Genomic DNA, 23,910 nt, shown 5'->3' on the forward strand with positions numbered 1-23,910 from the left:
CCAGGGCGCTTCGACTTAGCTTAGGCAAACCTTAGAGCCGCCGTGGTCAACAGCACCCCCCGTTCAGGTAAGGGTTCGGTATGAGGGCTGCCGAGCCGGCCCGGCTCAGCCCCACCACTGCTCCGGAACCGTCTCCGGCTCCGCCGGCACCGCCACCGGTACGGCGGCGGGCGTCACCAGCAGCTCGCCACCGGCCGTCTCGGCGACCAGGTAGCCGCACTCGCGCAGCACGACGGCGGCCGCACCGCTGACCGCCTCGCGCACCCCCCGGGAGGGCAGGCCGTCCGGCCCCTCCCCCGGCGACCAGCCGACCGCCACCCCCGGCGGCCGATGGCCGATCCGCAGCAGGGACGGGCCCGGCCCGGCGTCGATCCCGGCGCGGGCGAGGGCCGCGGTGACGTCCTCGAAGAGTTCAGGGTGATCCACCATTGGCGCAGCGTAGGCCCGGGATCGCGCGACCTCCGGACGCGGCGCGCGCCGAAACGGTTCAGCGGCACCCGGGCGCAGCACCGCCACCCGTCCGGCGGCCGATCGGACGCCAGGACCCCCCGTCCGGCCCGACACGCGCGGCCGTACGGACCGATGGACGTGCACAGTCGGCCCCCTGCCGACAGCATGACAGAGTAAGCGCTTCATCACCCTGAGCAACGGGCCAGTGGGTCACCCGCTCCGCGTGCCGGTTCAGCCGGCGGGCCCGTATCGAGAGGTCCCATGATCACAACACTTCGCCGGCCGGCGTCTTTGCCGGCGGGCCTCCAGCCCGGCACGCCGAGGACGCCGGGGAGTCCGTCGTGAGAACCGACCAGCAGTCGCAGCCGGGACCGGTGACCAGCACGCGCGCCAACCCCGCGAACAAGGCCGAGGCCCTGGCCGACTGGACAGACGGCCGGGTCGGCATCTACTCCCTGGCCAAGGCCAATCTGCGCAAGATCTTCCCGGACCACTGGTCCTTCATGCTGGGCGAGATCGCGCTCTACACCTTCGTCATCATCATCATCACCGGCGTCTGGCTGACCCTCTTCTTCAAGCCGAGCATGGGCGAGGTCATCTACGACGGCTCGTACGTCCCACTCAGGGGCATCCAGATGTCGGAGGCCTACGCCTCGACCATCGACATCAGCTTCGAGGTGCGCGGCGGCCTGCTGATGCGCCAGGTCCACCACTGGGCGGCGATCGTGTTCGTCGCCTCGATGCTGACGCACATGATGCGCGTCTTCTTCACCGGCGCGTTCCGCAAGCCCCGCGAGATCAACTGGGTCTTCGGCGCGCTGCTGCTGTTCCTCGGCATGTTCGACGGCTTCATGGGCTACTCGCTGCCGGACGACCTGCTCTCCGGCACCGGCATCCGGTTCATGGAGGGTGCCGTCCTGGCCGTGCCGATCGTCGGCTCGTACCTGCAGTTCTTCATGTTCGGCGGCGAGTTCCCCGGCCAGGACATCGTGCCGCGGCTGTTCACCGTGCACGTCCTGCTGATCCCGGGGGTCATGGTGGGCCTGCTCGCGGCGCACCTGATCCTGGTCTTCTACCACAAGCACACCCAGTTCGCCGGGCCCGGCCGGACCAACGACAACGTGGTCGGCATGCCGCTGATGCCGGTCTACATGGCCAAGGCCGGCGGCTTCTTCTTCCTGGTCTTCGGCGTGGTCGCGTTCATGTCGGCGATCGCCACCGTCAACCCGATCTGGGCCTACGGCCCCTACCGGCCCGACCAGGTGTCCACCGACGCCCAGCCGGACTGGTACATGGGCTTCTCCGAGGGCCTGGTGCGCGTGATGCCCGGCTGGGAGATCAGCGTCTGGGGCGGCCACACCCTGAACCTCGGGGTGTTCGTCCCGCTGATGGTCTTCCCGACCGTGCTGCTGATCATCTGGTGCTACCCGTTCCTGGAGGCCTGGGTCACCGGGGACCGCGGCGAGCACCACATCGCCGACCGGCCGCGCAACGCGCCGGTGCGCACGGCCTTCGGCGCGGCCTGGATCGGCCTCTACCTGATCCTGCTGGCCGGCGGCGGCAACGACCTGCTCGCCACCCACTTCCACCTGTCGATCAACGCGATCACCTACGCGGTGCGCACCGGCTTCTTCGTCGTACCGGTGGTCGTCTTCGTGATCACCAAGCGGTGGTGCCTGGGCCTGCAGCGGCGCGACAAGGAGAAGGTGCTGCACGGCCGGGAGACCGGCGTCATCAACCGGCTCCAGCACGGCGAGTTCGTCGAGGTGCACGCCCCGCTCCCGCCGGGCCGGATGTACACCCTCACCGCGCACGAGCAGCCGCAGCCGGAGGACCTGCCGCCGGAGGTGGACGAGAACGGCGTGGTCCGCAAGGCCGGGCTGTTCGCCCGGACGAGGGCCAAGCTGTCCCGCGGCTTCTACGGCGAGGGCAGCCAGATCGCCAAGCCCACCGCCGAGGAGCACCAGGAGATCAGCAGCGGCCACGGCCACCACTGATCCCCGCGGACGCCCGAGGGCCCGCTGCGCCGTCATCGGCGCGGCGGGCCCTCGGGCGTGCCGGCGGATCGGCCCGACTCAGGCCCGCAGGGCCGCCGGGACGACGGCGAACAGCGCCGCCGCCAGGGTGACGGAGAGGCAGAGCGCGGCCCAGCGGGCGCAGATCCGGCGGCACTCGCTGCGGTAGCGGGCGGCCAGCCGGCGGCAGCGCTCGACGGCGCGGTCGACGACCTCCTCGGCGTAGCGCAGCCGGTCCGCGGCGTAGGCCTGCTCCAGGCTCTCCCGCTCCGCGGCGGGCAGCCACGGGAACTGCCCGGCGAAGGCCCGGGCGTCCCGTTCGGCCGCCGCCACCTCGGCCTCCCAGGCGAGATAGCCCTCCAGCCGGGCGATCTCCGTCCGGGCGTTCACCCGGAGGCCCGCGACGGGCCTGCCCTGCCGAGGGGTCCGCGCTCCCGGCGGACGCTGTCTGCCACCCATGACCGCTCCTCATGTCCTGTCGAGGTGTGCTGTCGGGACGCCCTGTCGAACCGTCCCGCCGAACCGGCGCGGGAGACCACTCCGCAACCAGGCCACTACTATCAGTGACCACCCGGGTGGGCGGGGCGACTCGCCGAGCCGCCGCGCGACTCCTCACACCCACCCCGGGCGGATCCGCCCGGGGTGTCGGATCCGAAAAAGTTGCGTGCCACGCACTCTTGCGCGGCACGCAGACTTCCGGGGAGAGTGGTGGTCATGACGAAGAGTCAGATCGGCTTGCGGGAAAGGAAGAAGGCCGCGACCCGGGAGGCGCTGAGCTGGGCCGCGCTGCGCCTGGCGGTGGAACGGGGCCTGGAGAACGTCCGGGTGGAGGACATCGCGGCCGCCGCCGGGGTGTCGCCGCGCACCTACAACAACTACTTCTCCAGCAAGGCCGAGGCCATCGTCTCCCGGCACTGCGACCGCATCCGGCTCGTCGGCGAGGCGCTGAGCGAGCGGCCCGCGGCCGAACCCCTCTGGGAGGCGCTCACCCGGGCCGCCCTCGCGCCCTTCGACGGCGCGGCGGAGCAGCCGGACCCGCGGTGGACCGCCTCGGTGCGGCTACTGCTGCGCGAACCGGCCCTCCAGGCCGAGCTGGCCCGCGCCGGCGCGGACGCCGAGGCCGGGCTCGCCGCGGCGGTGGCCGCCCGGACCGGGGCCGACGCCGGCGGCCTCCACCCCAGACTGGTCGCCGCCGGCGTCCTGGCCGCGCTCAGGGCGGCCAGCGACGTATGGCTGCGCGCCGACCCGCCGGTACCACTGCAACCACTCCTGGCGGAGGCGCTGCGGCAGCTGGCGGCCGGCCTCCCCGAACCGTCGTCTTCCTGAACTCACCGTCGCACAGGGGGATCTACCATGACCCACGATGTCATCATCGCCGGCGCAGGCCCGAACGAGCTGATGCTGGCCTGCGAACTGGCGCTGGCCGGAGTCCGGCCGGTGGTGCTGGACCGGCTGGCCGAACGTTCGTCGGAACAGAAGGCGAACGGGCTGGTCGGCCAGGTGATCCGACTGCTGGACCACCGCGGCCTGTACGAGCGGCTCGGCGGCCCGGGCGCCCCGACCCCGGTGCCCCGCTTCGTGTTCGGCGCGTTCCCGCTGGACCTCCGGGAGCTCGACGGCAACCCGCTGTACGCCCTGCCGGTGCCGCAGCACCGGATCGAGCAGGCCCTGGAGGAGCGGGCCCGCGAACTCGGCGTGACCGTGCACCACGGCCGCGAGGTCACCGGCCTGGCCCAGGACGCGGCGGGGGTGACCGTCGAGGTCCACGGGCCGGACGGGCCGCAGCGGCTGCGCGCCCGCTACCTGGTCGGCGCCGACGGCGGCCGCAGCACCGTCCGCAAGCTGGCCGGGATCGGCTTCCCCGGGGTCACCTCACCCGACCCCGTCGCACGCATCGCCCACGTGCGCCCGCCCGAGGGGCTGCAGGTGCTCGACACCGGCGAGGTCCTGCTGCCCGGCTGCCCGACGCCGTTCCGCCCGTTCACCCACACCCGCACCGCGCACGGCGTGTTCGTGCTCGCCCCGATGGGCCCGGAACTCGCCATGATGGCCACCATGGAGTGGGCCGGCCCGCCCGTCGACGAGACCGTGCCGGCCACGCTGGACGAACTGCGCGCCAGCGTCCGCCGGGTGACCGGCGCCGACCTGCCGCTCGCCCCGGCCGACACGCCCGGCGCGCACACCCCGCGCCGCCAGGTCGGGCACAACACCCGGCTCGCCGAGCGCTACCGCGAGGGCCGGGTGCTGCTGGTCGGCGACGCCGCGCACGTGCACGCCGCCACCGGCGGTCCGGGCCTCAACCTCGGGCTCCAGGACGCCGCGAACCTCGGCTGGAAGCTGGCCGCCGACCTCCGGGGCTGGGCCCCGCCCGGCCTGCTGGACAGCTACCACCGCGAGCGGTACCCCATCGGCGAACGGGTCTTCATGCACTCGCAGGCCCAGATGGCCCTGATGTCCCCGGGCCCGGCCGTCACCGCCCTGCGCGCCCTGTTCGGCGAACTGCTCGCGTACCAGGACAACCTCGGGCGGATCGCCGCGCTCATGGCGGGCAGCGACGTCCGGTACGACACCGACTGTCCGCACCCGCTCGCCGGCGGCTTCGCACCGGACCTCCCGCTGGCCACCGCCGCCGGCCCCGCCCGGCTCGCCGAACTGGCCCGCGGCGGCCGGGCCCTGCTGCTCGACCTCGCGGAGGGCCCGCCCCGGCTCGCCGACCTCGCGGCCGGCTGGAAGGGCCGGGTGGACGTCCTCACGGCCGACTGCCCGCAACCGCCCGCCGACGCGCTGCTGGTGCGCCCGGACGGCTACGTCGCCTGGGCCAGCGCTCCCGGGGAGGAGGATCCGGACGGGCTGCTGCGCGCGCTGCACGCCTGGTTCGGCGAACCGGACTCCGCCCGCTGCTGAGCACCCGCACCCGGACGCCCCACCGGCCCCGGTCGGGGCGGCCGGGGCCGGGGGGGGGAGAGAATGGACCGCATGTCCCGACGTCACTCCGCGCCCCGCGCCGCCGCCGCGCCCCGGCTGCTGCCCTCCTCGCCCTGCCCCTGCGGCCTGCCCGCCGCCTACGGCGACTGCTGCGGGCGGCTGCACCGCGGCCAGACGGCTGCCACCACCGCCGAGTCCCTGATGCGCTCGCGGTACAGCGCCTTCGCCGCCCAGGACGAGGCCTACCTGCTGCGCACCTGGCACCCGGACACCCGGCCCGCCGAGGTGGACTTCGACCCGGCGCTGCGCTGGACCGGCCTGGAGGTGGTGTCCACCACCGAGGGCGGCGCCTTCCACGCGGAGGGCACCGTCGCCTTCCGGGCGCACTGGACCGAGGGCCGCGAGCAGGGCGTGCTCACCGAGCACAGCCGGTTCGTCCGGCACGAGGGCGCCTGGGTGTACCTCGACGCCCTCTCGCTCGGCTGACCGTCGGGCCCCCGACGGGCGGGCTCCTACAGGTAGTCGTCCAGCCGGCCGAGGGCGAAGCCCTGCGCGGTGACGTCGTTGACGACCTTGCGGAGCAGGTCCGGCATCGAGGCCTTCCAGAGGTCGACGCCCCGGAAGTGGGTGAGGATGATGTCGCCCGGGTGGAGCCTGCGGTCGTCGTAGCGCCACTCCATGTGGTCCGGGAAGGCCTCCTCGTTCCACAGCGGCACCGCCTGGACCCCGCAGGACGCCGCCGCGCGCAGCGTGTCGTCGTTGTACTCGCCGTACGGGGGCCGGAACAGCCGGGGGCGGACGCCGATCTGCTGCTCCAGCTGGTCCTGCTGACGGCAGATCTCGTCGCGCTGGGCGTCGTAGCCGAGGACCTTCAGGTTGCGGTGGTTGATGGTGTGGTTGTTGATCTCCACCCCCTGGGCGTGCAGGTCGCGGAAGTAGCCGTAGTTCTCGCGGGCCAGGTAGTCGGAGACGTAGGTGCTGAGCGGGATGCCGAGTTCGTCGGCCATCCGGGAGAACTCCGGGTCCTTCTCGGAGCCGTCGTCGACGGTGAGGAAGACCACCTTCTCGTCGGTCGGCACCCGGTAGACCACCGGCGGCCGCCCGTCCTTGAGCTTCACGCCCTGCGACTGGACCAGCACCGGCCTGGTCGCCGGGTGCGGCGGCGCCTTCAGCGGCGGGGCCTGCAGGCCCCAGCGGTGCGCGGTCTCCAGGGCCGCCCGGGTTTCCGACTCCCGGCGGGCGACCGCCTCGGTGCCGGCCTCCTCCTCCTTGCGGGCCAGGCCCGGCAGCGCCGGCAGCGCCTCGGGCGGGCGGCCGACCCCGTGCTCGACGACGGGCACGGCACCCGGCGCGGGCGGGACGACGGCCGGCCGCGCGGGGTCGACCGGCCCGGCACAGCCGGCGGCGACGGCGGAGAGGCAGACGGTGGCCAGCAGGCCGGTCCGCACACCCGCCCGAGCACCGGCGCATCGTCCCTGAATCCGCCTCAAACCCGCATTAATGCGATGATTTGATGATCTGTTCATAGACGCACTGCTCCCCCGCAGCGCACCCCCGCCAATCCCCTCATCACCCGTGCGGGGCAACGACGCGCCGGGCTCCTTGCCCTTCCTTTGCCGAGCCGGCCGGGCACCCGAGCCGACCGGGCGGCCGTGCGAAACCCGATTGCGGACCGGGCCCGCGACCACCGATCATGCGCCCATGACCGACACCGCGCCCCGCACCGCCCGCCTCTGGTCCGTCGCCACGGCGGACGTCACCGCACCCGAGGCCCTGGCCCTGCTGCGCGAGTACTACTACGACGTGGCCAACCGCTACTACCGCCTGCACCTCGGCCGCGAAGGCACCCCCGAGGAACTGGAGTCGGGGCTGGCCGGCTCCCCCAGCGACGACCTCGCCGCACCGGACGGCCTCTTCCTGCTCGGCCACTACGACGGCGCGGCCCAGTCCTGCGCCGGGCTGCGCCGACGCGACGCCGACACCGTCGAGCTGACCAGGGTGTTCGTCCGTCCCGGCCTGCGCGGCACCGGTGGCGGCGCCCGGCTGCTCGCCGCCGTCGACGAGGCCGCCCGCTCGCTCGGCGCCCGGCGGATCGTCCTCGACACCCGCCTCGACCTGGTCGAGGCCCGCGCGCTCTACACCCGCCACGGCTACCGCGAGATCCCCGCCTACAGCAGCGGCCCGTACGCCCAGGTCTGGTACGGCAAGGAGTTGGCCGGCTAACCCGCCTGCGTCAGGGCGGCCGTCAGCTCCGCCGTCGAGGGCGGGTTGGCGCCGGGGCGGGAGACGGTCAGCGCGGCGGCCGTCACCGCCTGGGTGAGGCAGCCGGCGAGGTCGGCGCCGACCGCGCGGGCGTGCAGGAAGGCCGCCGTGAAGGAGTCCCCGGCGCCGACGGTGTCGGCGACCGGCACCGGAACGGCTGCGGCCCGCGCGTGCCCGCCCCCGGCGGTGAGCGCGAACGCGCCGTCGGCGCCCAGGGTCACCGCGACCACGGCCGGGCCGAGGGCGAGCCAGCGCCGCGCGACCGCCTCCGCGTCCTCGCCGGGGTAGAGCCAGGCCAGGTCCTCGTCACTCGCCTTGACCACGTCGCTCAGCGCCACGCAGCGCTCGACCCGCCGCACGGCCTGCGCCCGCTCGCCCATCAGCGCGGGGCGCACGTTCGGGTCGTAGCTGATCTGCGCCCGGCCGCGCCACCGCTCGACCAGTGCCAGCACCGCCGCCGCGCCCGGGTCGGTGACCGCCCCGATCGAGCCGAGGTGGATCGCGCCCGGCGCTTCGGCGAGTTCGGTCGGCGGCAGCGTCCAGCCGATGTCGAAGGTGTAGCCCGCCTGCCCCTGCCCGTCGAGGCGCACCACGGCCGAGGGGGTCCGCGCCACCCCGGCGGCCCGGACCACCACCCCCGCCGACTCCAGGTGCGTCCGGATCAACCGGCCGTTGGCGTCGTCCCCGAGCTGGGTGAGCAGGGTGGCCGGCCGCCCCAACCGGGCCAGGCCGTAGGCGACGTTCGCGGGGCTGCCGCCGGGGTGGACGGTGTCCGGGGCGCCATCCGTGCGGACGATGTCGGCGACGCACTCGCCGATCACCAGAACGTGCGAATCGGGGCTGGTCACGGCGGCTCCTGGCATCCGGTACGCGGGCGTCGTCTCGGCCGCCAGCCTACGGGGTGCACCCGGGCATGAAGGACGGCCGCCGGACCTGGCCAGGTTCTCCGACGGCCGTGGCCTCGTCCGTCAGGGGGCGAAGCACTTCGAACGTTAGTCAGTGCGCGGCGGCCCCGCCATCGCTGTAGGCCGTCCGGGGGATGGCCCCGTGTCGACGGCCGTCCGGGTGGCGGCGCCCGGCGGGCGCCCCGGTCCGCTAGGGTCCGTGCCCGGTGCGTCGCGCACGCACCGCCGCCCGGCCCCGCTCCTCACCGGGGCTCCCGGAGCCACGAGTCCCGAAGCCCCGACTCCCGCAAGCCAGGCCCCCGAGGCCACGACTCCCGAAGTGCGGTGATCGCCCTGTCCAGGCCCCGTGTCGGCCTCGTCCTCCCGCTCGTGCTCAGTGCGGTGCTGCTGTCCGCCGGCACCCCGACCGCCACCGCCGCGGACGGCCTCGGCGACCCGGTCTTCCCCTCGCTCGGCAACAGCGGGTACGACGCGCTCGCCTACGACCTGTCGTTCGACTACCGCGCCGACACCCGCACGGTCGACGCGACCGCGGTGATCACCGCCCGGCCGTCCCGCACCCTGGCGCGCCTGGAGCTGGACGCGCTGGGCCTGACCGTGCGCGCCGTCCGGGTCGACGGGCGCCCGGCGGGGTTCGCCGCCCACGACGAGAAGCTGACCATCACCCCGGCCCGGCCCCTGCACCGCGGGACCACCGCGCGGCTGACCGTCGAGTACACCGCCGACCCGCGCGCCAGGCTCCCGCACACCGGCTGGGTCCCGACCCCGGACGGCTTCGCGGTGGCCGGCCAGCCGGACAGCGCGCACACCGTCTTCCCGTGCAACGACCACCCCAGCGACAAGGCCCGGTTCACCATCGCCGTCACCGCGCCCGACGGCCTGCTGGGCGTCGCCAACGGGAAGTTGGCGCAGACCGAACGGCTCGGCGACGGCCGGACCACCCGGCGCTACGCCTCCCGCGCGCCGATGGCCACCGAGCTGGTGCAGGTCTCCGTCGGGAACTACACCGTCCGCGAGCGCACCGGCCCGCACGGCCTGCCGCTGCGCGACGTCGTCCCGACCGCCCGGGCCGCCGACCTCGAACCCGCCCTGGCGCTCACCGCCGGCCAGCTGACCTGGGCCGAGCAGCACCTCGGGCCGTTCCCCTTCGAGACCTACGGCCTCCTGCCGGCCGACACCGACGACCCGGACGCGTTCGGCTTCACCGGCCTGGAGACCCAGACCCTCACCCTGTACAAGCCGGACTTCCTGCGCCGGCCCGAGTCCGCGATCGGCTCGCACCAGATGCACGAGCTGGTGCACTCCTGGTTCGGCGACAGCGTCTCCCCCGCCAGCTGGGCGGACCTGTGGCTCAACGAGGGGCACGCCGACTACTACGCCCTGGTCTACCGCTACGAGCGCGGCTGGCCGGACGCCTGGGGCCACACCACCCTGGTCGACCGGATGCGGGCCCTCTACGGCCTCGGCGACCAGTGGCGGCACGACTCCGGACCGGTCGCCGCTCCCAGCGCCGCCAAGCTCTTCGACAGCCAGCGCTACACCGGCGGCGCGCTGGTGCTGTTCGCGCTGCGCGAGCGGGTCGGCGCCGAGACCTTCGACCGGATCGAACGCACCTTCCTGCGCGAGCACCGGTACGGCACCGCCACCACCCGGGACTACCTGCGCACCGCCTCCGAGGTCTCCGGCCAGGACCTCTCCGGCTTCCTCACCGACTGGCTGTACGGGCTGCGCACCCCGCCGATGCCCGGCCACCCCGACTGGACGGTCACCCCGGTGACCTCGGCCCCGGCGGCCGCCGCCCGCGGTGTCCCCACCGAGGCGCCGCGCGGCTCCGGGACGCTCTGACCCACCGCCACCCGGTCGGCCCGATCCGTGGTCCGCCGCCTCCTGCGTCCCACCCGTACGCCCCTGGCGCGCCGCATCGTGCGCCCGGACGCCCCGTGAGCGCCTCTGGCCGGACGGGCCCGACGCGGCCATCGTGGTGCCCACGGCCCGCCCGCCGCCCGGCCGAGTCCCGGCCGGCTCGCGGGCCGTCCAACCTCCCCGCGCCGGCCGGCCGACCTCCCCGCGCCGGCCGACCGAAAGTCACCGCGCCCGGAAGACAACCCGGAACACCGTCCAGCACGTTCATCAGCTGTGAGTAGGACACCACGATCGCGGCCCAGCAGGCCGCCACAGCTGACAGGGACGGCACGGACACCATGGCGGGGACGGCGGGATGAGGGATGGCACACCGGACTTCGAGGAGTTCGTCTCCGCCTGCGGTCCGAAGATGCTGCGAGTGGCCTGGCTGTTGACCGGCGACCCGCACCAGGCGGAGGATCTGCTGCAGACCGCGCTCGCCAAGATCTGGCCCAAATGGGACCGGATCTCCATCGACCGGCCCGAGGCCTACCTGCGGAAGGTGCTGGTCAACTGCAACGTCTCCTGGTGGCGCCGCCGCTGGACCGGCGAACTGCCGCACGGCGAACTGCCGGAGCCGCCGCCGGCGAGCGTGGACCCGTACGAAGGGGTGGTGCTCGGAGAGGTGGTCGCCCAGGCCGTCCGTGCCCTGCCGCCGCGCCAACGGGCCGTGGTGGTGCTGCGCTTCTTCGAGGACCTCAGCGTGGAGGAGACCGCCGAGGTCCTGGGCTGCAGCACCGGCACGGTCAAGAGCCAGACGCACCGCGCGCTCGCCGCGCTGCGCGGCCGGCTGCCGGCCCGGGAACTGCTGCTGGCGGGGGGACCCAGTGATCGGTACTGACCTGCTGGACCCGGACGACCCGAGGCCGGACGGCGGTGAGGGCGAGGAGCTGCGGGTCCTGCTCCACCAGGCCGTACCGGAGCTCGCCACGCCCGAGGACCGGATGGAACGGGTACGTGCCCGCGCCATCGGCACCCAACGCCGACGGCGGGCCGCCGGACTCGGGGCCGGACTGACCGCAGGGCTGGTCGCCGCGGCGCTCGCCGCCGCGCCCGCGATCGCGCCCACGCCGGAGCACGGGGTGGCGGCGGGGCCGAGCCTGGCGGCCGGACCGGCCGAGACGGTACCGGGCGGGGAACCGCCCGCTCCGACGGCCGGCACCAGCGCCGCACCGACCACGGCGCCGACGACCGGATCGCAGGTCCACTTCTCGTCGTACCCGAACGTGGTGCTCGACCTGCCGAGCGGCTGGTACAGCCAGAGCATCTTCAACGGCGACCCCCGGAACGGCATCGGCTACCTGGCCACCGGGCCGATCAGCCCCGCGTCCCCCTGCCGGACGGCGGGCATCACCTGCCCGTCCGACACGCTGCTGCCCGTCGGCGGCGCCCTCGTCACCCTCCGGCTGGTGGACCAACCGGACCTGGTCGGGAAGTTCACCACCTCGTCGGCCGCCGCCTCCGACATCGCGCTCAACAAGGAATGCCTCACGCTCGGCGGCACCCGCCAGCTCATCGGCCATCGGGCCGTCGCCCGGACCGGCACGCTGGTGCTGATCCAGCTGACGGCCTGTATGCGGGAGCCGTCGCACGTGACGATCCAGCAGGTGCAGCAGGTGCTGGACTCGATCCGGGCCGCCGAGGGGAGCACTCCCTCGTCAAGGGCGACCCGCTGAGGACCGGCCGGGCTGGCCGGGCCTCCCGGGCCGACCTGGCCGACCTGGGTCCAGTGTCAGTGGCTCCTGCTAGCGTCCCGAGCACGATCAGAGAACGGGGGTCCTCTCATGGGTGGCGAGCAGCGACGGGCAGGTACCGGGGTCTGCGACCGGTGGACGGCGCGGTGGTACGGCGCGGGCGGCGGGGCGGCCCTGCACGGTGCGGGCGTCCGGCCGATCACCGGCGGGCTGATACCCGGGGTCGGGCCGGTCTCCTCGGGCGCCGCCGGGCGGGCGTTCCACCGGTCCTGACGCGGCCGTGACACGGCGGTGCGGGCCCGGCTGCCGTGCCGGGCCCGCACCGGGCGATCAGTACCAGTCGGGTCAGTACCGAGCTGGTCAGTACCGCAGGACGGCCGCGATGTGGCCGCGGGCGTCGAGTTCGCCGGTGGGGACGAACTGCACCTTGGCACCGGTGTCGAGGGCGCGCTCCACGATCTCGTCGACCATGTCCTCGCGGACGTCGGGCTCACCGGCCGCCGCCGGGACGAGGTGGTTGTCGGTCACCCGGACGGGCTGCCGGTAGTCCTCCTCCACCGCGACCAGCGCGGCGCGGCCCTCGGCGACGGTCTGCCAGACCTCGTCGATGCCGGCGGCCAGGCCCTTCACGCCCTGGGCCTGGTCGAGGCGCTCGTGCAGCTCGGTGACGGCCCTGCTGCCCTGCTCGGCGACCGTGGACCGGACGGCCTCGGCCACCGCGGCGGCGGCGGCGTGGCCGAGGCCGCCGTGCGAGACCTGGGCGGTGGCCCGCTTGGCAGCGGTGCCGACCTCGTCGAGCAGGGAGATCGCGGCGGCCTCACCGAGCACGTACAGCGGGCGGTTGTCGGCCTCCAGCACGGCGGCCAGCGCGGTGTCGGCCGAACGCAGGAAGCGGCGGGTCTCCTCGTCGCGGAAGGTGCTCGGTACGTCCCCGATCCGCTCCTTGCGCTCGACGTCCCAGTCCGGCGGAACCTGGTCGAGCGGGAAGGCGGCACCCGTGTGCTCGGCCAGGTGCGCCCCGCTGCCGCTGAACAGGGCGACCCGGTCGGCGGCGACGGTCAGCACCCAGTAGGGCGCACCGGCGGTGTAGGCGGAGACCAGGTTGCGGGTCAGGAAGGTCTCGGACAGCACGACCCGGGAGGGCACCGGGCGCGGCAGGGACCACACCTGGTGCTCGCCGGGGGCGGCGAAGATCACCAGGCCGTCCTCGGCGTGCACGAGGTCGACCTCGGTGAGCGCGCGGTCCAGCTGCTCGACGACGTCCAGCCGGTCGGCCCGGCTGACCGCCTCGTCGGCGTGCAGCCGGTTCTTCGCCTCGGCGACGAGGTTGCGCAGGCGGACCGGGTCCTGGGTGTTGTCGGGCTCGCTGCGGTGGGTGGGCAGCAGAACGGAGACGGCCGGGTAGCGCCGGGGGCGGCGCAGCTCGGCGAGGACGGCTGGCGTGAGTTCGGCTGCGTGCATCGGGTGCCCTTCGTGTCGCGGTGGGGGGGTCCTGGTCGATGAGACCGACGTCGACGAGACCGAAAGTGTGGTGATTCAACCGATTTGCCGGAATCATTCCCGACCCCTCCCCATCCCACCGCCCTCCCACGCCTCCCGCCACCGGAAAAGGCTCGGGGCCCGACAGCCCGTCCGGTGCCCGCGGCCCCGGCCGCACGGCCACGGACGAGGGAATCCACCACCGTCCTCGTAACCCGACCGGCGGATCGTCGTTGGACCCGCCATGAAGAAGCGCAGCATGCTCGCCGTCGCCTCGCTCGCCGTGGGTTTCGTGGCCTCGCTCACCGCACCGAGTGCGCACGCCAGTGCGGTCGGGGGGCAGGACGGACTGTCCGGATCCCTGACCAGTGCGCCGGGCGCGTTGCCGGGGCAGGTCGGGGACGCGGGCGGCGTGGTCGGGGAGGCGACCGGGTACGTGACGGGCTCGGCCGACGGACTGGTCGGGGTCACCCCCGCATAGCTCGCAGCGGCATGGCGTCAGCGCAGCGCGGCGGCGCGGTGTCAGGGCACTGCGGCGTCAGGGCAGCGCGGCACTGCGGTGTCAGGGCACTGCGGCGTCAGGGCAGCGCGGCACTGCGGTGTCAGGGCACTGCGGCGTCAGGGCAGCGCGGCACTGCGGTGTCAGGGCACTGCGGCGTCAGGGCAGTGCGGCGTCAGGGCAGCTGGGCGCCGAGGTCCTGGGTCCAGTAGGTGCCGGCGGGGCCGGTGGCCAGGCCGATGCCGACGTCCTTGAAGCCGCAGTCCAGGATGTTGGTCTGGTGGATGCCGCCGTCCATCCAGTGGGCGACCACCGTGGCGGGGGACGTCGGACCCCGGTCGAGGTTCTCGCCCCACTGGGACCAGCGGTAGCCGACCGCCGTCAGCCGGGCGTCGGTGCGGACGCCGTCCGGGTTGACGTGGTCGAAGAAGCCACGGGCGACCATGTCGTCGGCGTGCTTCTGGGCGGCCGCGTGCAACCGGGGGTCGATCCGCAGGGGGGCGCAGCCCACCTTGCCGCGTTCGGCGTTGACGAGGTCGACGAGTTGGCGCTCCGGGCTGGGCGGCGGCGGGGCCACCGACCGGGTGGCGGTGGGTGACGGCGTGGCCGTCGGCGTCTCGCTGGGGGTCGGCGTGGGCGTGGCCGTCAGGGTGACCGGGGCGGCGGCCGGGGTCGCGGCGGGCACCGGGGCGGCGGGAGCGGCGGCCGGGGTGGTGGGTTCGGGGGGCGCCTCCCTCGGGGTGTCGGTGGGGTGCGACCAGACCAGGGCGAGGGTGGTGACGGTCACCACCGCCACCGCACCGCTCGCCAGGACGGCCTTGCGCGCGGCGGTCCCGGCCCAGCCCGCATGGGTGCTCGCGGCGGTCGGGGCGGTGGTGGCGACGGTGGCCGCGGTGTGCTGGAAGTGCAGCAGCGCGGGCGAGCCGAGCGGGATCGGCACCAGGGCGAGGCCGGCCAGCAGTCCTTCGGCGGGGAAGAGGTCGCGGCCGAGGCGGTCGCAGGTGGCGCAGCCGCGGATGTGGCGGGCGATGCGCTTGCGCCACACGGAGTTGGGGGTGCCGTCGAAACCGGTGGTGACGTCGGCGAGTTCGGGGCAGCGAGGGTAGGCGCCGAGGGCGCGGACGACGATCCGGCCGGCTTCGAGCTGCTTCTTCATCCGCTGCACCCGGACGGCGGTGTGCTGCGGGGTCAGGTCGAGGGCTTCGGCCAGTTCGGCGCGGGTGAGTTCGCCGCTGGCCTCCAGCCACCAGAGGGCGAGGAGTTCGCGGTCGTCGGGGTCGAGCCAGCGGGTGGCCTCGGCGACTTCCCGGCGCTGGCCGGAGAGGCCGAGGCGCAGGACGGTGAGGTCGGTGAAGTCGGCCCTGGGGTCGGCGAGTTCCCAGGTCTCGTCGAGGCCGCCGACGGTGGGCTGCTGCTGGCCGGCGGCGTGGCGACGACGGATCTGGTTCATCGTGATGGCGACCAGCCAGGAGCGGAAGGACTCCGGCTCGCGCAGCCCGTCCAGGCCGTCCAGGGCGCGGATCATGGTCTCCTGGGCGACGTCGTCGACATCGGCGTGACCGTCCAGGGCGCGCCCGGCGACGTTGTAGACGAGCGGCAGCCAGGCGGCGACCAGCGCCTCCTGGGCCTGCCGGTCGCCCGCCTGGGCCGCGCGTACCAGGGTGGTCCCGGTCCTGTTCTGCACGTCAGCGTTCATGGTCCGCACTCCGTCTTGCCGTGTTCCGTTCGCCGCTGCCTCCTCGGAGACCTGTGGTGAGTGATCAGATAACAACAATTTGCGCGGAATCGGAAAACGGACCCTGCCGGAGGACCGGTCAGGCCGGGGCGGCGAAGACCTGGGTCCACCAGGGGCCGCCGGAACCGGTCCGCACACCGACCCCGAGCTGCTTGAACGCGCAGTTCAGGATGTTCGCACGGTGACCGGGGCTGTTCATCCAGGAATCCATCACCGCGGCCGGGTCCTTCTGGCCGCGGGCGATGTTCTCGCCCCAGGTGCTCCAGCGGTAGCCGGTCGCCTCTATGCGGTGGTCGGCGTGGTCGCCGTCGGGGCTGGCATGGTCGAAGTAGTTGCGGTCCGCCATGTCGTCGCTGTGCGACTGGGCGGCGCCGGCCAGCCGGGGCTCGGCGCTGACCGGGCCGCAGCCGGCCTTGGCGCGTTCGACGTTGACCAGGTCGACGACCTGCTGGGCGGAGGAAGGCGCGGCGCCGCCGCCGACCGGGGTGGGCACCGAGGCGCTCGTGGGTGCGGGGGCACCGGTGCGCTGCGCGGCGGCCGGGGTGCCGGTGGGCTTGGCAGGAGCCGGAGCGGGAGCGGTCGCGGGCGTGCTCGGGCTCGCCTTCCCGGTGGCCGTCGGAGTCGGCGTCGCGGTCGCCGGAGCCGTCGGGGACGCCGGGGCGGCGGGGGTGGTCGCGGCGGCACTGGTCGGGGCCGGTGCCGGGTCGGTGGCGGTCGGGGTGACCGGCGGCGCGGCGACATCGGGGCCCGCTCCCCCGGCGCCGGGGACCTGGATGCCGTCGTGGGTACCGGCCTCGGCTGCTATCAGGGCGGCGTCCGCCGCCAGCGCCTGGCCGGTGGCGTCCCGGTCGACCTGCTTGCCGCCGTAGGCCGCGTAGCCGGCGCCGACCAGGGCGGCGAGCAGTCCGGTGCCGGCCACGGCGGCGGCGACGGCGGCGACCGGACCGACCGGACCGCGCCGTCGGGCCCGGCGGCCCCGGTCTCCGGGGCGTTCCGTGTGCCGCTGGGCGGCCCGGCGCGCGGCGCGGCCGCCGGGTCGGCCGGAGGCTCCGCTCCGTGCACCGCTCTCGGCACCGTTCGCCGGGAGGATGGTCGTCCTGTCGTCGCTGTTCACGTGCCCACGCTTTCTGTCCGGGTCGGCGGGTCGGGTGCCGACACCTGGGAGACCGCCCGGCGGCGCGCCGATAACAGAAAGTCCGAACGAATGTCCGGCGACAGGGGTGCGGGCCCGGTCGCGGCCGCACCCGGGGCACGCTCCCCAGGCCGCACCCGGGGCACGCCCTCAGGCCGCCCGGCCGCGGGTCACGGGGCGTCCGGGGCCATGTCGTAGGTGACGAACATCGTCCGGGTGGCGACCTGGTCGTACTTGCTGCGGGCGCGGTGGTTGTCGTCGGCGGTGATCCAGCGGACGGTGTTCCAGCCGCGCTCGGCGGCGATCGCCCGCAGCCGGGCCAGCAGCTGGTCCACCGCGCCGCCGCCGCGCACCTCCGGCGCGACGAACAGGTCGTCGAGGAAGCCCCCGACGGCGCCGTGCAGGGGGCGGGCGAACGGGCGGTAGTGGGCGAGTCCGACCGGCGTGCCGTCGCCGTCGCGGACCAGCAGGCCCTCCAGTTCGTGGTCCGGGTCGTGGAGCCAGGACCAGACCAGTTCGGCCTTCTCCTCCGGCATCGGCACCCGGTAGAACGCGCAGTATCCGCGGAAGAGTTCGCGCCAGGCGGGGTAGTCGGCGCGCTCCGGCGCGCCGACGCTCCAGCGGGTCGTGGTGGTCAACTCGGTCTCCCTCGATCGGGCGGGTCCCGGGATCGCCGGGCCGCGGTGTGGCGCCAGCATGACGGGCCGTCGGCTCCGAGCCGAGCTCCACCACGGCCAAGACCGGCCGCCCGCGCACTCCACTCCGGCGCGGTACGGGCGCGCCGCCCGCCGTGCGGCGGCCGGTCGGGTGACCGATCCTGGACGCCCGGCCCCGCACCACCCGAGGAGCGCCATGCGGCTGCGGCACCTGGCCCGGACGTCCCGCGCCGTCGCCGCCGAGCCCGGGCGGCGGGCCAAGACGGCGCTGCTCGCGGACTGCCTGCGCGCACTGGGCCCGGCCGAGGCCCCGGCGGCCGTGGGCCTGCTGTCGGGCGAGTCGCAGCGGCTGCGTACCGGCGTCGGCCCGGCGGCCCTGCGCGACCTGCCGCCGCCCGCCGCCGAGGCCTCGCTCGGCGTCCGGGAGACCGAACGGGAGCTGGAGCGGATCGCCGGGGTGCACGGTCCCGGCGCGCAGGCCGAGCGGCGGCGGCTGCTGGCCGGGCTGTTCGCCCGGGCGACCGAGGTCGAGCAGGCGTTCCTGCGCGCGGTGCTGGTCGGCGAACTGCGCCAGGGCGCGCTGGACGCGCTGGTCGGCGACGCCGTCGCCCAGGCGGCCGGGGTACCCGCGGCGGCCGTGCGCCGGGCGCTGATGTTCCGCGGCTCCGCCCGGGCGGTGGCGGAGGCGGCGCTGACCGGCGGGGCGCCCGCGCTGGCCGCGTTCCGGCTGGAGGTGGGCCGGGCGGTGCGGCCGATGCTGGCCGCCTCCGCGCCCGACGTGGCCTCGGCGCTGGAGCGCACCGGCCCGGCCGCCCTGGAGTGGAAGCTGGACGGCGTCCGGGTGCAGGTGCACCGGGACGGCGCGGAGGTCGCGGTGTTCACCCGCGGCCTGGACGACATCACCGCGCGCGTCCCCGAGGTGGCCGAGGCGGCGCTCGCGCTGCCGCTGCGCTCGGCGGTGCTGGACGGCGAGGCGATCGCGCTCGGGCCCGACGGGCGGCCGCGCCCGTTCCAGGAGACCGCCGCGCGCACCGCCTCCCGACGGGATCCGGAGCGGCTGCGCGCCGAAGTCCCGCTCAGTGCCTTCTTCTTCGACCTGCTGCACCGGGACGGCGAGGACCTGGTGGACCGCCCCGGCCGGGAGCGGTGGGAGGCGCTGGACGAGGCGGTGCCGGAGGGCCTGCGGGTGCCCCGCACCGAGACCGGGGACGGCGAGCGGGCACTGGCGTTCTTCCGCGAGACCCTGGCCCGCGGTCACGAGGGCGTCCTGGTCAAGGACCCGGCGGCCGGGTACGCGGCCGGGCGGCGCGGCGCCGGCTGGATCAAGGTGAAGCCCCGGCACACCCTGGACCTGGTGGTGCTGGCCGCCGAGTGGGGCAGCGGCCGGCGGCGCGGGCTCCTCAGCAATCTGCACCTGGGCGCCCGGGCGGCGGGCGAGCCCGGGCTGGGCCCGTGGGTGATGCTCGGCAAGACCTTCAAGGGCCTGACCGACGAGACGCTCGCCTGGCAGACCGCCGAACTCCTCGCCCGCGAGAGCGGGCGGGACGACTGGACGGTGCGGGTCCGGCCGGAACTGGTCGTCGAGATCGCCTTCGACGGTCTCCAGCGCAGCCCCCGCTACCCGGCGGGGCTGGCCCTGCGGTTCGCCCGGGTGGTGCGCTACCGGCCGGACAAGGGCGCGGCCGAGGCCGACACCGTCGCCACCGTCCGGGAGATTGCCGCCGCCGAGGGGCTGTGAGCCGTCCTTTGGCGGAGTAACGTCAATTTCAAACCCCTTTGCGGCGGCGCTGGACCGGCTCCGAACCGAATCGGCCATTCTGGACGATCCCCGCATCGCCCCTCCGTGGACGCAAGGGTGGCGGTTAGGTTGGCAATGACAACGAGAGGCGGCCGCCGGACGCCCGGCGCCGCACTGGCGAGAGGTGCTCGACCATGAAGGTGAGCGTCGACCGGGACCGCTGCTGCAGTTCCGGGATGTGCGTCCTGAACGCTCCGGAGATCTTCGACCAGGACGAGCAGGACAGTCTGGTGGTCCTCCGTCAGACCGAGTTCAAGCCCCCGCAGTTCGCCGTGCTGAGGCTCGCCGCCGAGCTCTGCCCGGGCGGCGCGATCACCGTCACCGAGGAGGACTCCGCCGAGGACGCCGGCTGACGCCCCCACCGGCTCCCGACGGTCCCCCGCCCGCGCCGACCCCGGCCACCGTGACGACCGCCGCCCCCGGCCGCCGTCACGCGAGCCGTCGGCCCCGGCGCCACCCCACCCACCCGAGGACATTGCGACGCAAGGAGACCCCACCTTGACGAGCACACCCACCGCCCGGACCTTCCCGATGCCCGCCCCGCGCGACGCCGGCTGTCCGTTCAGCCCGCCGCCCGCCTACACCGAGGCCGCCGCGACGGCGCCCATCACCCGCGCCGACCTGCCCAGCGGCGAGTCCTGCTGGCTGGCCACCGGCTACGCCGAGGTCCGCACCATCCTGTCCGACCGCCGGTTCAGCGCGGACGCCCGCCACCCGGGGTTCCCGATGCTGGTGCCCGGCCGCCGGGAGGCCCTCCTCGCCAACCCGAGCTTCCTGCGGCTCGACGACCCCGAGCACGCCCGGCAGCGCCGGATGGTCACCGGCGACTTCCTGGTCAAGCGGGTCGAGGCGATGCGCCCCGGCATCCAGCAGATCGTCGACGAGGCGCTCGACCGGATGACCGACGGCCGGACCGAGGCCGACCTGGTCGCCGACTTCGCGCTGCCCGTCCCCTCGCTGGTGATCTGCCTGCTGCTCGGCGTCCCGTACGAGGACCGGGACCGCTTCCAGGGCCTCAGCCGGACCCTGCTCAACAAGCACAGCTCGGCCGAGGAGGTCCAGGCCGCCTCGGACGAACTGCGCGAGTACCTGGGCGGCCTGGCCGCCCGCAAGCGGGAGGAGCCGGGCGACGACATACTCAGCCGGCTCGCCGTCCGGGACGACCTCACGCCGGACGAGGTCGCCACGACCGGCATCCTGCTGCTGATAGCCGGGCACGAGACGACCGCGAACATGATCTCGCTCTCCACCGCCCTGCTCCTCGACCAGCCCGAGCAGATCGCCAGGCTGGCCGACCCGGCCACGCTGCCCGGCGCCGTCGAGGAACTGCTGCGCCACCTGACCATCGTGGACCACGGCCTGCCCCGGGTCGCGCTGGAGGACGTCGAGCTGGGCGGCACCGTGATCAGGGCCGGGGAGGGCGTGATCGCGCTGATCTCCACCGCCAACCAGGACGAGGAGATGTTCGGCGGCGCCGACCTGCGGCCGACCGACCAGCTCGACCTCGGCCGGGACGCCCGGCGGCACATGGCCTTCGGCTTCGGCGTGCACCAGTGCCTCGGGCAGCCGCTCGCCCGCGCCGAGCTCCAGATCGCCCTGGCCACCCTGTTCCGGCGGCTGCCCGGCCTGCGGCCAGCGGCCACCGGGGAGGGACGGAAGTTCCGCTCGGAGGCGTTCATCTACGGAATGCGGTCGCTGCCCGTCACCTGGTGACGGCCGTCGGACGGAGGGCGGGGCCGGCCGGCGACTAGCCCGTTCGGCTGGCCCCGGGGCCGGGGCGGGGGCAGGCTGGGGGGTGAGAGACAGACCCGGCCCTGCCGCACCCCGGCTCGGAGCGCGCCCGGACCGGCCGAGGAGACGGAGCCCGCCATGACCGACATGAGCGAACGGGCCGGGATGAGCACGGACCGTGACGAGGACGTCCGCGCCGCGGATCCCGAAGAGGGCATCACCTCGATGCAGAACCTGCACGCGCAGGACACCTCCCAGGCGGAGGGCGAGCCCACCCTGGAGGAGTCCGGTCCGGACCGCTGAACAGCTGTGAGCACCCGACCGCCCGGTGGGACCGGGCGGTCTTCGCGACCGCAGGTGTCGCTGCCCGGACAGCGGCTCACCGGCGGGGGAGGATAAGCGCATGACCGAACACGATCAAAACGGCAGGCAGGCCCGACCGCCCGTCGACCCGCGCACGTCGTGGGCGACCTGGACCACGCAGTCGATCATCAGCGGACCCGGCGGGGTCACCACCACCGAGATCGGCCCCATCTCCGGCGACCTCACCGTGCACACCACCTGGGCGGACGGCGAGGCCCGGCTCACCGTCCAGTACACCGGCGCGCTGGACTGGTACACGGTGACCGGCAGCCCCGTCCCGGCGGCCGACGAGACCACCGCGCGGGCGATACACCAGGCGATGGTGAACGGCGTCAAGGCCGGCCGGGGCGCGGCCGCCCCGGCGCCGCCGGACAGGCCCTAGGAACCTCAGTCCCCCGGGACGACCTCGCCCCGCACCGCCGGCGCCGCGGCGGCCCAGTAGGCGCGGTCGGCCGGGGGACGCGCACGCAGGTCGGCGCGGACCTCGCCGGCCAGCCGGCGGGTGTCGCGCCGGTTGACGGTGGCGCCGATGCCGGCGCCGACCAGCAGCGGGGTGAGCGACGGCAGGCGGCGCAACGAGCTGCGGGTGAGCCGGCGGCTGAGCTGCTGGCGCACCTCCGCCCCGAGCGCCAGGGCGGCGAACCCGGCCGGCCGGGACAGCAGCCTCGCGTCGATGCCCCGGCGGTTCGCCCAGGCTGCCAGGTAGGCCCCGGCCCGCTGGGTGACACTGCCCGGCGCCCGGGCGCCGTAGACCTCGTGCAGTTCGGCGATCAGCTTGATCTCCACGGCCGCGACGGCGAGCGTCTCGGCCGCGATCTCCACCGGCATCGCGGGCGGCACCGGCAGCATCGCCGCCGCGCCCACGCCGGCGCCGAGCGCGCCGGAGGCCCGGGCCGCGCCGGTGACCAGCAGGTCGGCCAGCGCCTCGGGGTCGGCCGCGCCGGGGTGCTGGGCGCGCAGCGTGGCGAGGTCGCGCACCGGGATCCGCGGCGCGGCCTGCACCAGCTGCTCGGTGAGGGCGCGGCCGCCGAACGCGGCACCCTTGGCGGCGACCCGGCCGCCCCGGCCGAGCAGGCGGGCCACATTCGCCACCAGGGCCCGGCCGCGGCCACGGCCGGCCCGGTACTCGGCGATCCGCCACTCGCCCCCGGGCTGCTCGGCCTGCTCGACCAGTTCGGCGAGCTCGCCGGCCAGGCCGGCGTCGGGCACGGCGGCGGGGGTGGGGTCGGGCTCGGGGACAGGCCTGGAACGTCCGGGTTTACGGAAGACTGCCATAGATGTCCGGTACCCCCTCCGCTCCCGGGGTACGCCCTACCCGGTGATCTCGACCCCGCGCCAGAACGCCACCCGGCCGCGGATCTCCTCGGCCTCCGGCTTCGGGTCGGCGTAGAACCAGGCCGCGTCGGGGTTGGTCCGCCCGTCCACCTCCAGCGTGTAGTAACCGGCGGTGCCCTTCCAGCTGCAGACGGTGGTGGTGTCGGACGGACGCAGGAATTCGGTCCGGACGGAATCGACCGGAAAGTAGTGGTTGCCCTCGACGACGACGGTCTCGTCGCTCTCGGCGACGACGGTGCCCTGCCAGCGCGCTGTGGTCATGCGGCCGATTGTGCCCCAGGGGCGGGCCGCACCCGGGTGCTTCGCGGAAATCGTCGGCGGATGCCGGACGCCGGATTCCAGACGGCCGGGGCGGCGGTCAGGGCAGCGGCTCGGCGTGGACCGGCAGGTGCGGGGACTGGTGGCCGCCGCTGGCGAGCATCCGGACCTCGCCGGCGTCGCTGATCTCAGCGCGGACGATGCCGCTGGCGTCCTCGTACACCGGGTGTCCGCCCGGGCCCGTCGCGCTGGTGCGGACGACCACGACGACGTCCTGCGGGGCCTGGGTGCCGGGGGTGCCGGGGAAGGTGAGCACGTAACGGTTCGCGGGGGTCATCTCCATCTCCTGTCCCGATTGTCCCGATCTCCTGGTCCCGATGCGCGGCCGCGGTCGGCGGGGCCGCCCGACGGCGGTCGGCCTACGCGGTGGCCTCGGTGGCCCGGGCGGGCGCGCCGCGGACCTCCAGCTCGGTGAGCAGCCGGGCGGTGGCCTCGGCGACCGCGTCCACGGCCCGGTCGAAGGCCTCGCGGTTGTGCGCCGCCGGGGCGCGGAACCCGGACACCTTGCGGACGTACTGCAGCGCGGCGGCGCGGAAGTCGTCCTCGTCGGCGTCGAGCGTCACCGGCGGACGCAACGTCTTGATGTTGCGGCACATGCACCCAGTCTCGCGCGTGGACGCCGTACTGGCGACCCCCTCCCGTCACACGCACCTCACAGCGGCGTCATCCGGCCGGATTAGGATGCCGGACGAACGAATCCCCCCGTCCCGC

The 23,910-nt window shown here is 74.8% G+C and carries 27 protein-coding genes; 15 read left to right on the plus strand and 12 right to left on the minus strand.

Annotated elements, in window-relative coordinates; all coding sequences use genetic code 11:
• Positions 1-105 precede the first annotated feature (105 nt).
• Positions 106-429: a hypothetical protein gene (locus OG556_RS02525; RefSeq protein WP_371515630.1), complete on the minus strand. Its 324-nt coding sequence runs from the start codon at positions 427-429 to the stop codon at positions 106-108.
• A 395-nt stretch (positions 430-824) separates the two neighbouring features.
• Here OG556_RS02525 and OG556_RS02530 point away from each other — a divergent pair, with 395 nt between their 5' ends.
• Entirely contained in the window at positions 825-2,447 is a 1,623-nt protein-coding gene (locus tag OG556_RS02530; RefSeq protein WP_371522531.1) for a cytochrome bc complex cytochrome b subunit, read from the plus strand.
• A gap of 78 nt (positions 2,448-2,525) precedes the next feature.
• On the opposite strand, the gene OG556_RS02535 is transcribed toward OG556_RS02530, so the two are convergent.
• On the minus strand, positions 2,526-2,855 hold the full coding sequence (locus tag OG556_RS02535) for a hypothetical protein (RefSeq protein ID WP_371515631.1): 330 nt from the start codon (positions 2,853-2,855) through the stop codon (positions 2,526-2,528).
• Between the two features lie 324 nt (positions 2,856-3,179).
• Between OG556_RS02535 and OG556_RS02540 the strand changes: the two genes are divergently transcribed.
• From OG556_RS02540 to OG556_RS02550, 3 genes are all read left to right on the plus strand, one after another.
• Positions 3,180-3,791 carry a TetR family transcriptional regulator gene (locus OG556_RS02540; RefSeq protein ID WP_371515632.1) on the plus strand — a complete coding sequence of 204 codons (612 nt, stop codon included), beginning with the start codon at positions 3,180-3,182 and terminating at the stop codon, positions 3,789-3,791.
• Positions 3,792-3,818: 27 nt separating this feature from the next.
• Entirely contained in the window at positions 3,819-5,369 is a 1,551-nt protein-coding gene (locus tag OG556_RS02545) for an FAD-dependent monooxygenase (RefSeq protein WP_371515633.1), read from the plus strand.
• Positions 5,370-5,441: 72 nt separating this feature from the next.
• Positions 5,442-5,876 (plus strand): YchJ family protein, encoded by a 435-nt coding sequence (locus tag OG556_RS02550; protein WP_371515634.1) that lies wholly within the window; start codon positions 5,442-5,444, stop codon positions 5,874-5,876.
• A gap of 26 nt (positions 5,877-5,902) precedes the next feature.
• Here the strand turns inward: OG556_RS02550 and OG556_RS02555 are convergent, their stop codons facing one another.
• On the minus strand, positions 5,903-6,838 hold the full coding sequence (locus OG556_RS02555) for a polysaccharide deacetylase family protein (RefSeq protein ID WP_371515635.1): 936 nt from the start codon (positions 6,836-6,838) through the stop codon (positions 5,903-5,905).
• A gap of 253 nt (positions 6,839-7,091) precedes the next feature.
• Here OG556_RS02555 and OG556_RS02560 point away from each other — a divergent pair, with 253 nt between their 5' ends.
• On the plus strand, positions 7,092-7,613 hold the full coding sequence (locus OG556_RS02560) for a GNAT family N-acetyltransferase (RefSeq protein ID WP_363372990.1): 522 nt from the start codon (positions 7,092-7,094) through the stop codon (positions 7,611-7,613).
• Here the strand turns inward: OG556_RS02560 and OG556_RS02565 are convergent.
• Positions 7,610-8,500, minus strand: a complete 891-nt coding sequence (locus OG556_RS02565; protein ID WP_371515636.1) for a carbohydrate kinase — start codon at positions 8,498-8,500, stop codon at positions 7,610-7,612. The genes OG556_RS02560 and OG556_RS02565 overlap by 4 nt on opposite strands.
• A gap of 390 nt (positions 8,501-8,890) precedes the next feature.
• Here OG556_RS02565 and OG556_RS02570 point away from each other — a divergent pair, with 390 nt between their 5' ends.
• The 4 genes from OG556_RS02570 (at position 8,891) to OG556_RS02585 (ending at position 12,426) form a co-directional block, all read left to right on the plus strand.
• A complete protein-coding gene (locus tag OG556_RS02570; RefSeq protein WP_371522533.1) occupies positions 8,891-10,402 on the plus strand; it encodes a M1 family metallopeptidase in 1,512 nt (503 codons plus the stop codon).
• Between the two features lie 373 nt (positions 10,403-10,775).
• A complete protein-coding gene (locus OG556_RS02575; protein WP_371515637.1) occupies positions 10,776-11,300 on the plus strand; it encodes a SigE family RNA polymerase sigma factor in 525 nt (174 codons plus the stop codon).
• Positions 11,287-12,135: a hypothetical protein gene (locus OG556_RS02580; protein WP_371515638.1), complete on the plus strand. Its 849-nt coding sequence runs from the start codon at positions 11,287-11,289 to the stop codon at positions 12,133-12,135. The genes OG556_RS02575 and OG556_RS02580 overlap by 14 nt, the downstream gene beginning before the upstream one ends.
• A gap of 108 nt (positions 12,136-12,243) precedes the next feature.
• Positions 12,244-12,426 carry a hypothetical protein gene (locus OG556_RS02585; RefSeq protein WP_371515639.1) on the plus strand — a complete coding sequence of 61 codons (183 nt, stop codon included), beginning with the start codon at positions 12,244-12,246 and terminating at the stop codon, positions 12,424-12,426.
• Between the two features lie 87 nt (positions 12,427-12,513).
• Here the strand turns inward: OG556_RS02585 and OG556_RS02590 are convergent, their stop codons facing one another.
• Positions 12,514-13,614, minus strand: a complete 1,101-nt coding sequence (locus OG556_RS02590) for a chemotaxis protein (RefSeq protein ID WP_371515640.1) — start codon at positions 13,612-13,614, stop codon at positions 12,514-12,516.
• 262 nt (positions 13,615-13,876) lie between these two features.
• Between OG556_RS02590 and OG556_RS02595 the strand changes: the two genes are divergently transcribed.
• Positions 13,877-14,113 carry a hypothetical protein gene (locus OG556_RS02595; RefSeq protein ID WP_371515641.1) on the plus strand — a complete coding sequence of 79 codons (237 nt, stop codon included), beginning with the start codon at positions 13,877-13,879 and terminating at the stop codon, positions 14,111-14,113.
• Positions 14,114-14,306: 193 nt separating this feature from the next.
• Here OG556_RS02595 and OG556_RS02600 read toward each other — a convergent pair whose 3' ends face one another.
• The 3 genes from OG556_RS02600 to OG556_RS02610 all read right to left on the minus strand — a co-directional run bounded on the left by OG556_RS02600 (position 14,307) and on the right by OG556_RS02610 (position 17,636).
• Positions 14,307-15,827 carry a sigma-70 family RNA polymerase sigma factor gene (locus OG556_RS02600; protein ID WP_371515642.1) on the minus strand — a complete coding sequence of 507 codons (1,521 nt, stop codon included), beginning with the start codon at positions 15,825-15,827 and terminating at the stop codon, positions 14,307-14,309.
• Positions 15,828-15,945: 118 nt separating this feature from the next.
• Entirely contained in the window at positions 15,946-16,980 is a 1,035-nt protein-coding gene (locus OG556_RS02605; RefSeq protein WP_371515643.1) for a CAP domain-containing protein, read from the minus strand.
• Positions 16,981-17,168: 188 nt separating this feature from the next.
• The gene (locus tag OG556_RS02610; RefSeq protein ID WP_063346069.1) at positions 17,169-17,636 is read right to left on the minus strand and encodes a GNAT family N-acetyltransferase; all 468 of its coding nucleotides are present in this window, start codon (positions 17,634-17,636) and stop codon (positions 17,169-17,171) included.
• Between the two features lie 214 nt (positions 17,637-17,850).
• Here OG556_RS02610 and OG556_RS02615 point away from each other — a divergent pair, with 214 nt between their 5' ends.
• The 5 genes from OG556_RS02615 to OG556_RS02635 all read left to right on the plus strand — a co-directional run bounded on the left by OG556_RS02615 (position 17,851) and on the right by OG556_RS02635 (position 21,928).
• On the plus strand, positions 17,851-19,392 hold the full coding sequence (locus OG556_RS02615) for an ATP-dependent DNA ligase (protein ID WP_371515644.1): 1,542 nt from the start codon (positions 17,851-17,853) through the stop codon (positions 19,390-19,392).
• A gap of 194 nt (positions 19,393-19,586) precedes the next feature.
• On the plus strand, positions 19,587-19,805 hold the full coding sequence (locus tag OG556_RS02620; protein ID WP_363587319.1) for a ferredoxin: 219 nt from the start codon (positions 19,587-19,589) through the stop codon (positions 19,803-19,805).
• Between the two features lie 145 nt (positions 19,806-19,950).
• Positions 19,951-21,165, plus strand: coding sequence for a cytochrome P450 (locus OG556_RS02625; protein ID WP_371515645.1), 1,215 nt, complete (start codon positions 19,951-19,953; stop codon positions 21,163-21,165).
• A gap of 156 nt (positions 21,166-21,321) precedes the next feature.
• Positions 21,322-21,486 carry a hypothetical protein gene (locus tag OG556_RS02630; protein ID WP_363621898.1) on the plus strand — a complete coding sequence of 55 codons (165 nt, stop codon included), beginning with the start codon at positions 21,322-21,324 and terminating at the stop codon, positions 21,484-21,486.
• Positions 21,487-21,586: 100 nt separating this feature from the next.
• A complete protein-coding gene (locus tag OG556_RS02635) occupies positions 21,587-21,928 on the plus strand; it encodes a hypothetical protein (RefSeq protein ID WP_371515646.1) in 342 nt (113 codons plus the stop codon).
• Between the two features lie 5 nt (positions 21,929-21,933).
• Here OG556_RS02635 and OG556_RS02640 read toward each other — a convergent pair whose 3' ends face one another.
• The 4 genes from OG556_RS02640 to OG556_RS02655 form a co-directional block, all read right to left on the minus strand.
• On the minus strand, positions 21,934-22,821 hold the full coding sequence (locus tag OG556_RS02640) for a hypothetical protein (RefSeq protein ID WP_371515647.1): 888 nt from the start codon (positions 22,819-22,821) through the stop codon (positions 21,934-21,936).
• A gap of 36 nt (positions 22,822-22,857) precedes the next feature.
• A complete protein-coding gene (locus OG556_RS02645; RefSeq protein ID WP_371515648.1) occupies positions 22,858-23,142 on the minus strand; it encodes a DUF427 domain-containing protein in 285 nt (94 codons plus the stop codon).
• 97 nt (positions 23,143-23,239) lie between these two features.
• A complete protein-coding gene (locus OG556_RS02650) occupies positions 23,240-23,476 on the minus strand; it encodes a DUF6296 family protein (RefSeq protein WP_350886018.1) in 237 nt (78 codons plus the stop codon).
• 82 nt (positions 23,477-23,558) lie between these two features.
• On the minus strand, positions 23,559-23,795 hold the full coding sequence (locus OG556_RS02655; protein WP_371515649.1) for a DUF2277 domain-containing protein: 237 nt from the start codon (positions 23,793-23,795) through the stop codon (positions 23,559-23,561).
• Positions 23,796-23,910: the final 115 nt, after the last annotated feature.

Origin of the sequence: Kitasatospora sp. NBC_01300, from assembly GCF_041435235.1 — a bacterium.
GTDB lineage: Bacteria > Actinomycetota > Actinomycetes > Streptomycetales > Streptomycetaceae > Kitasatospora.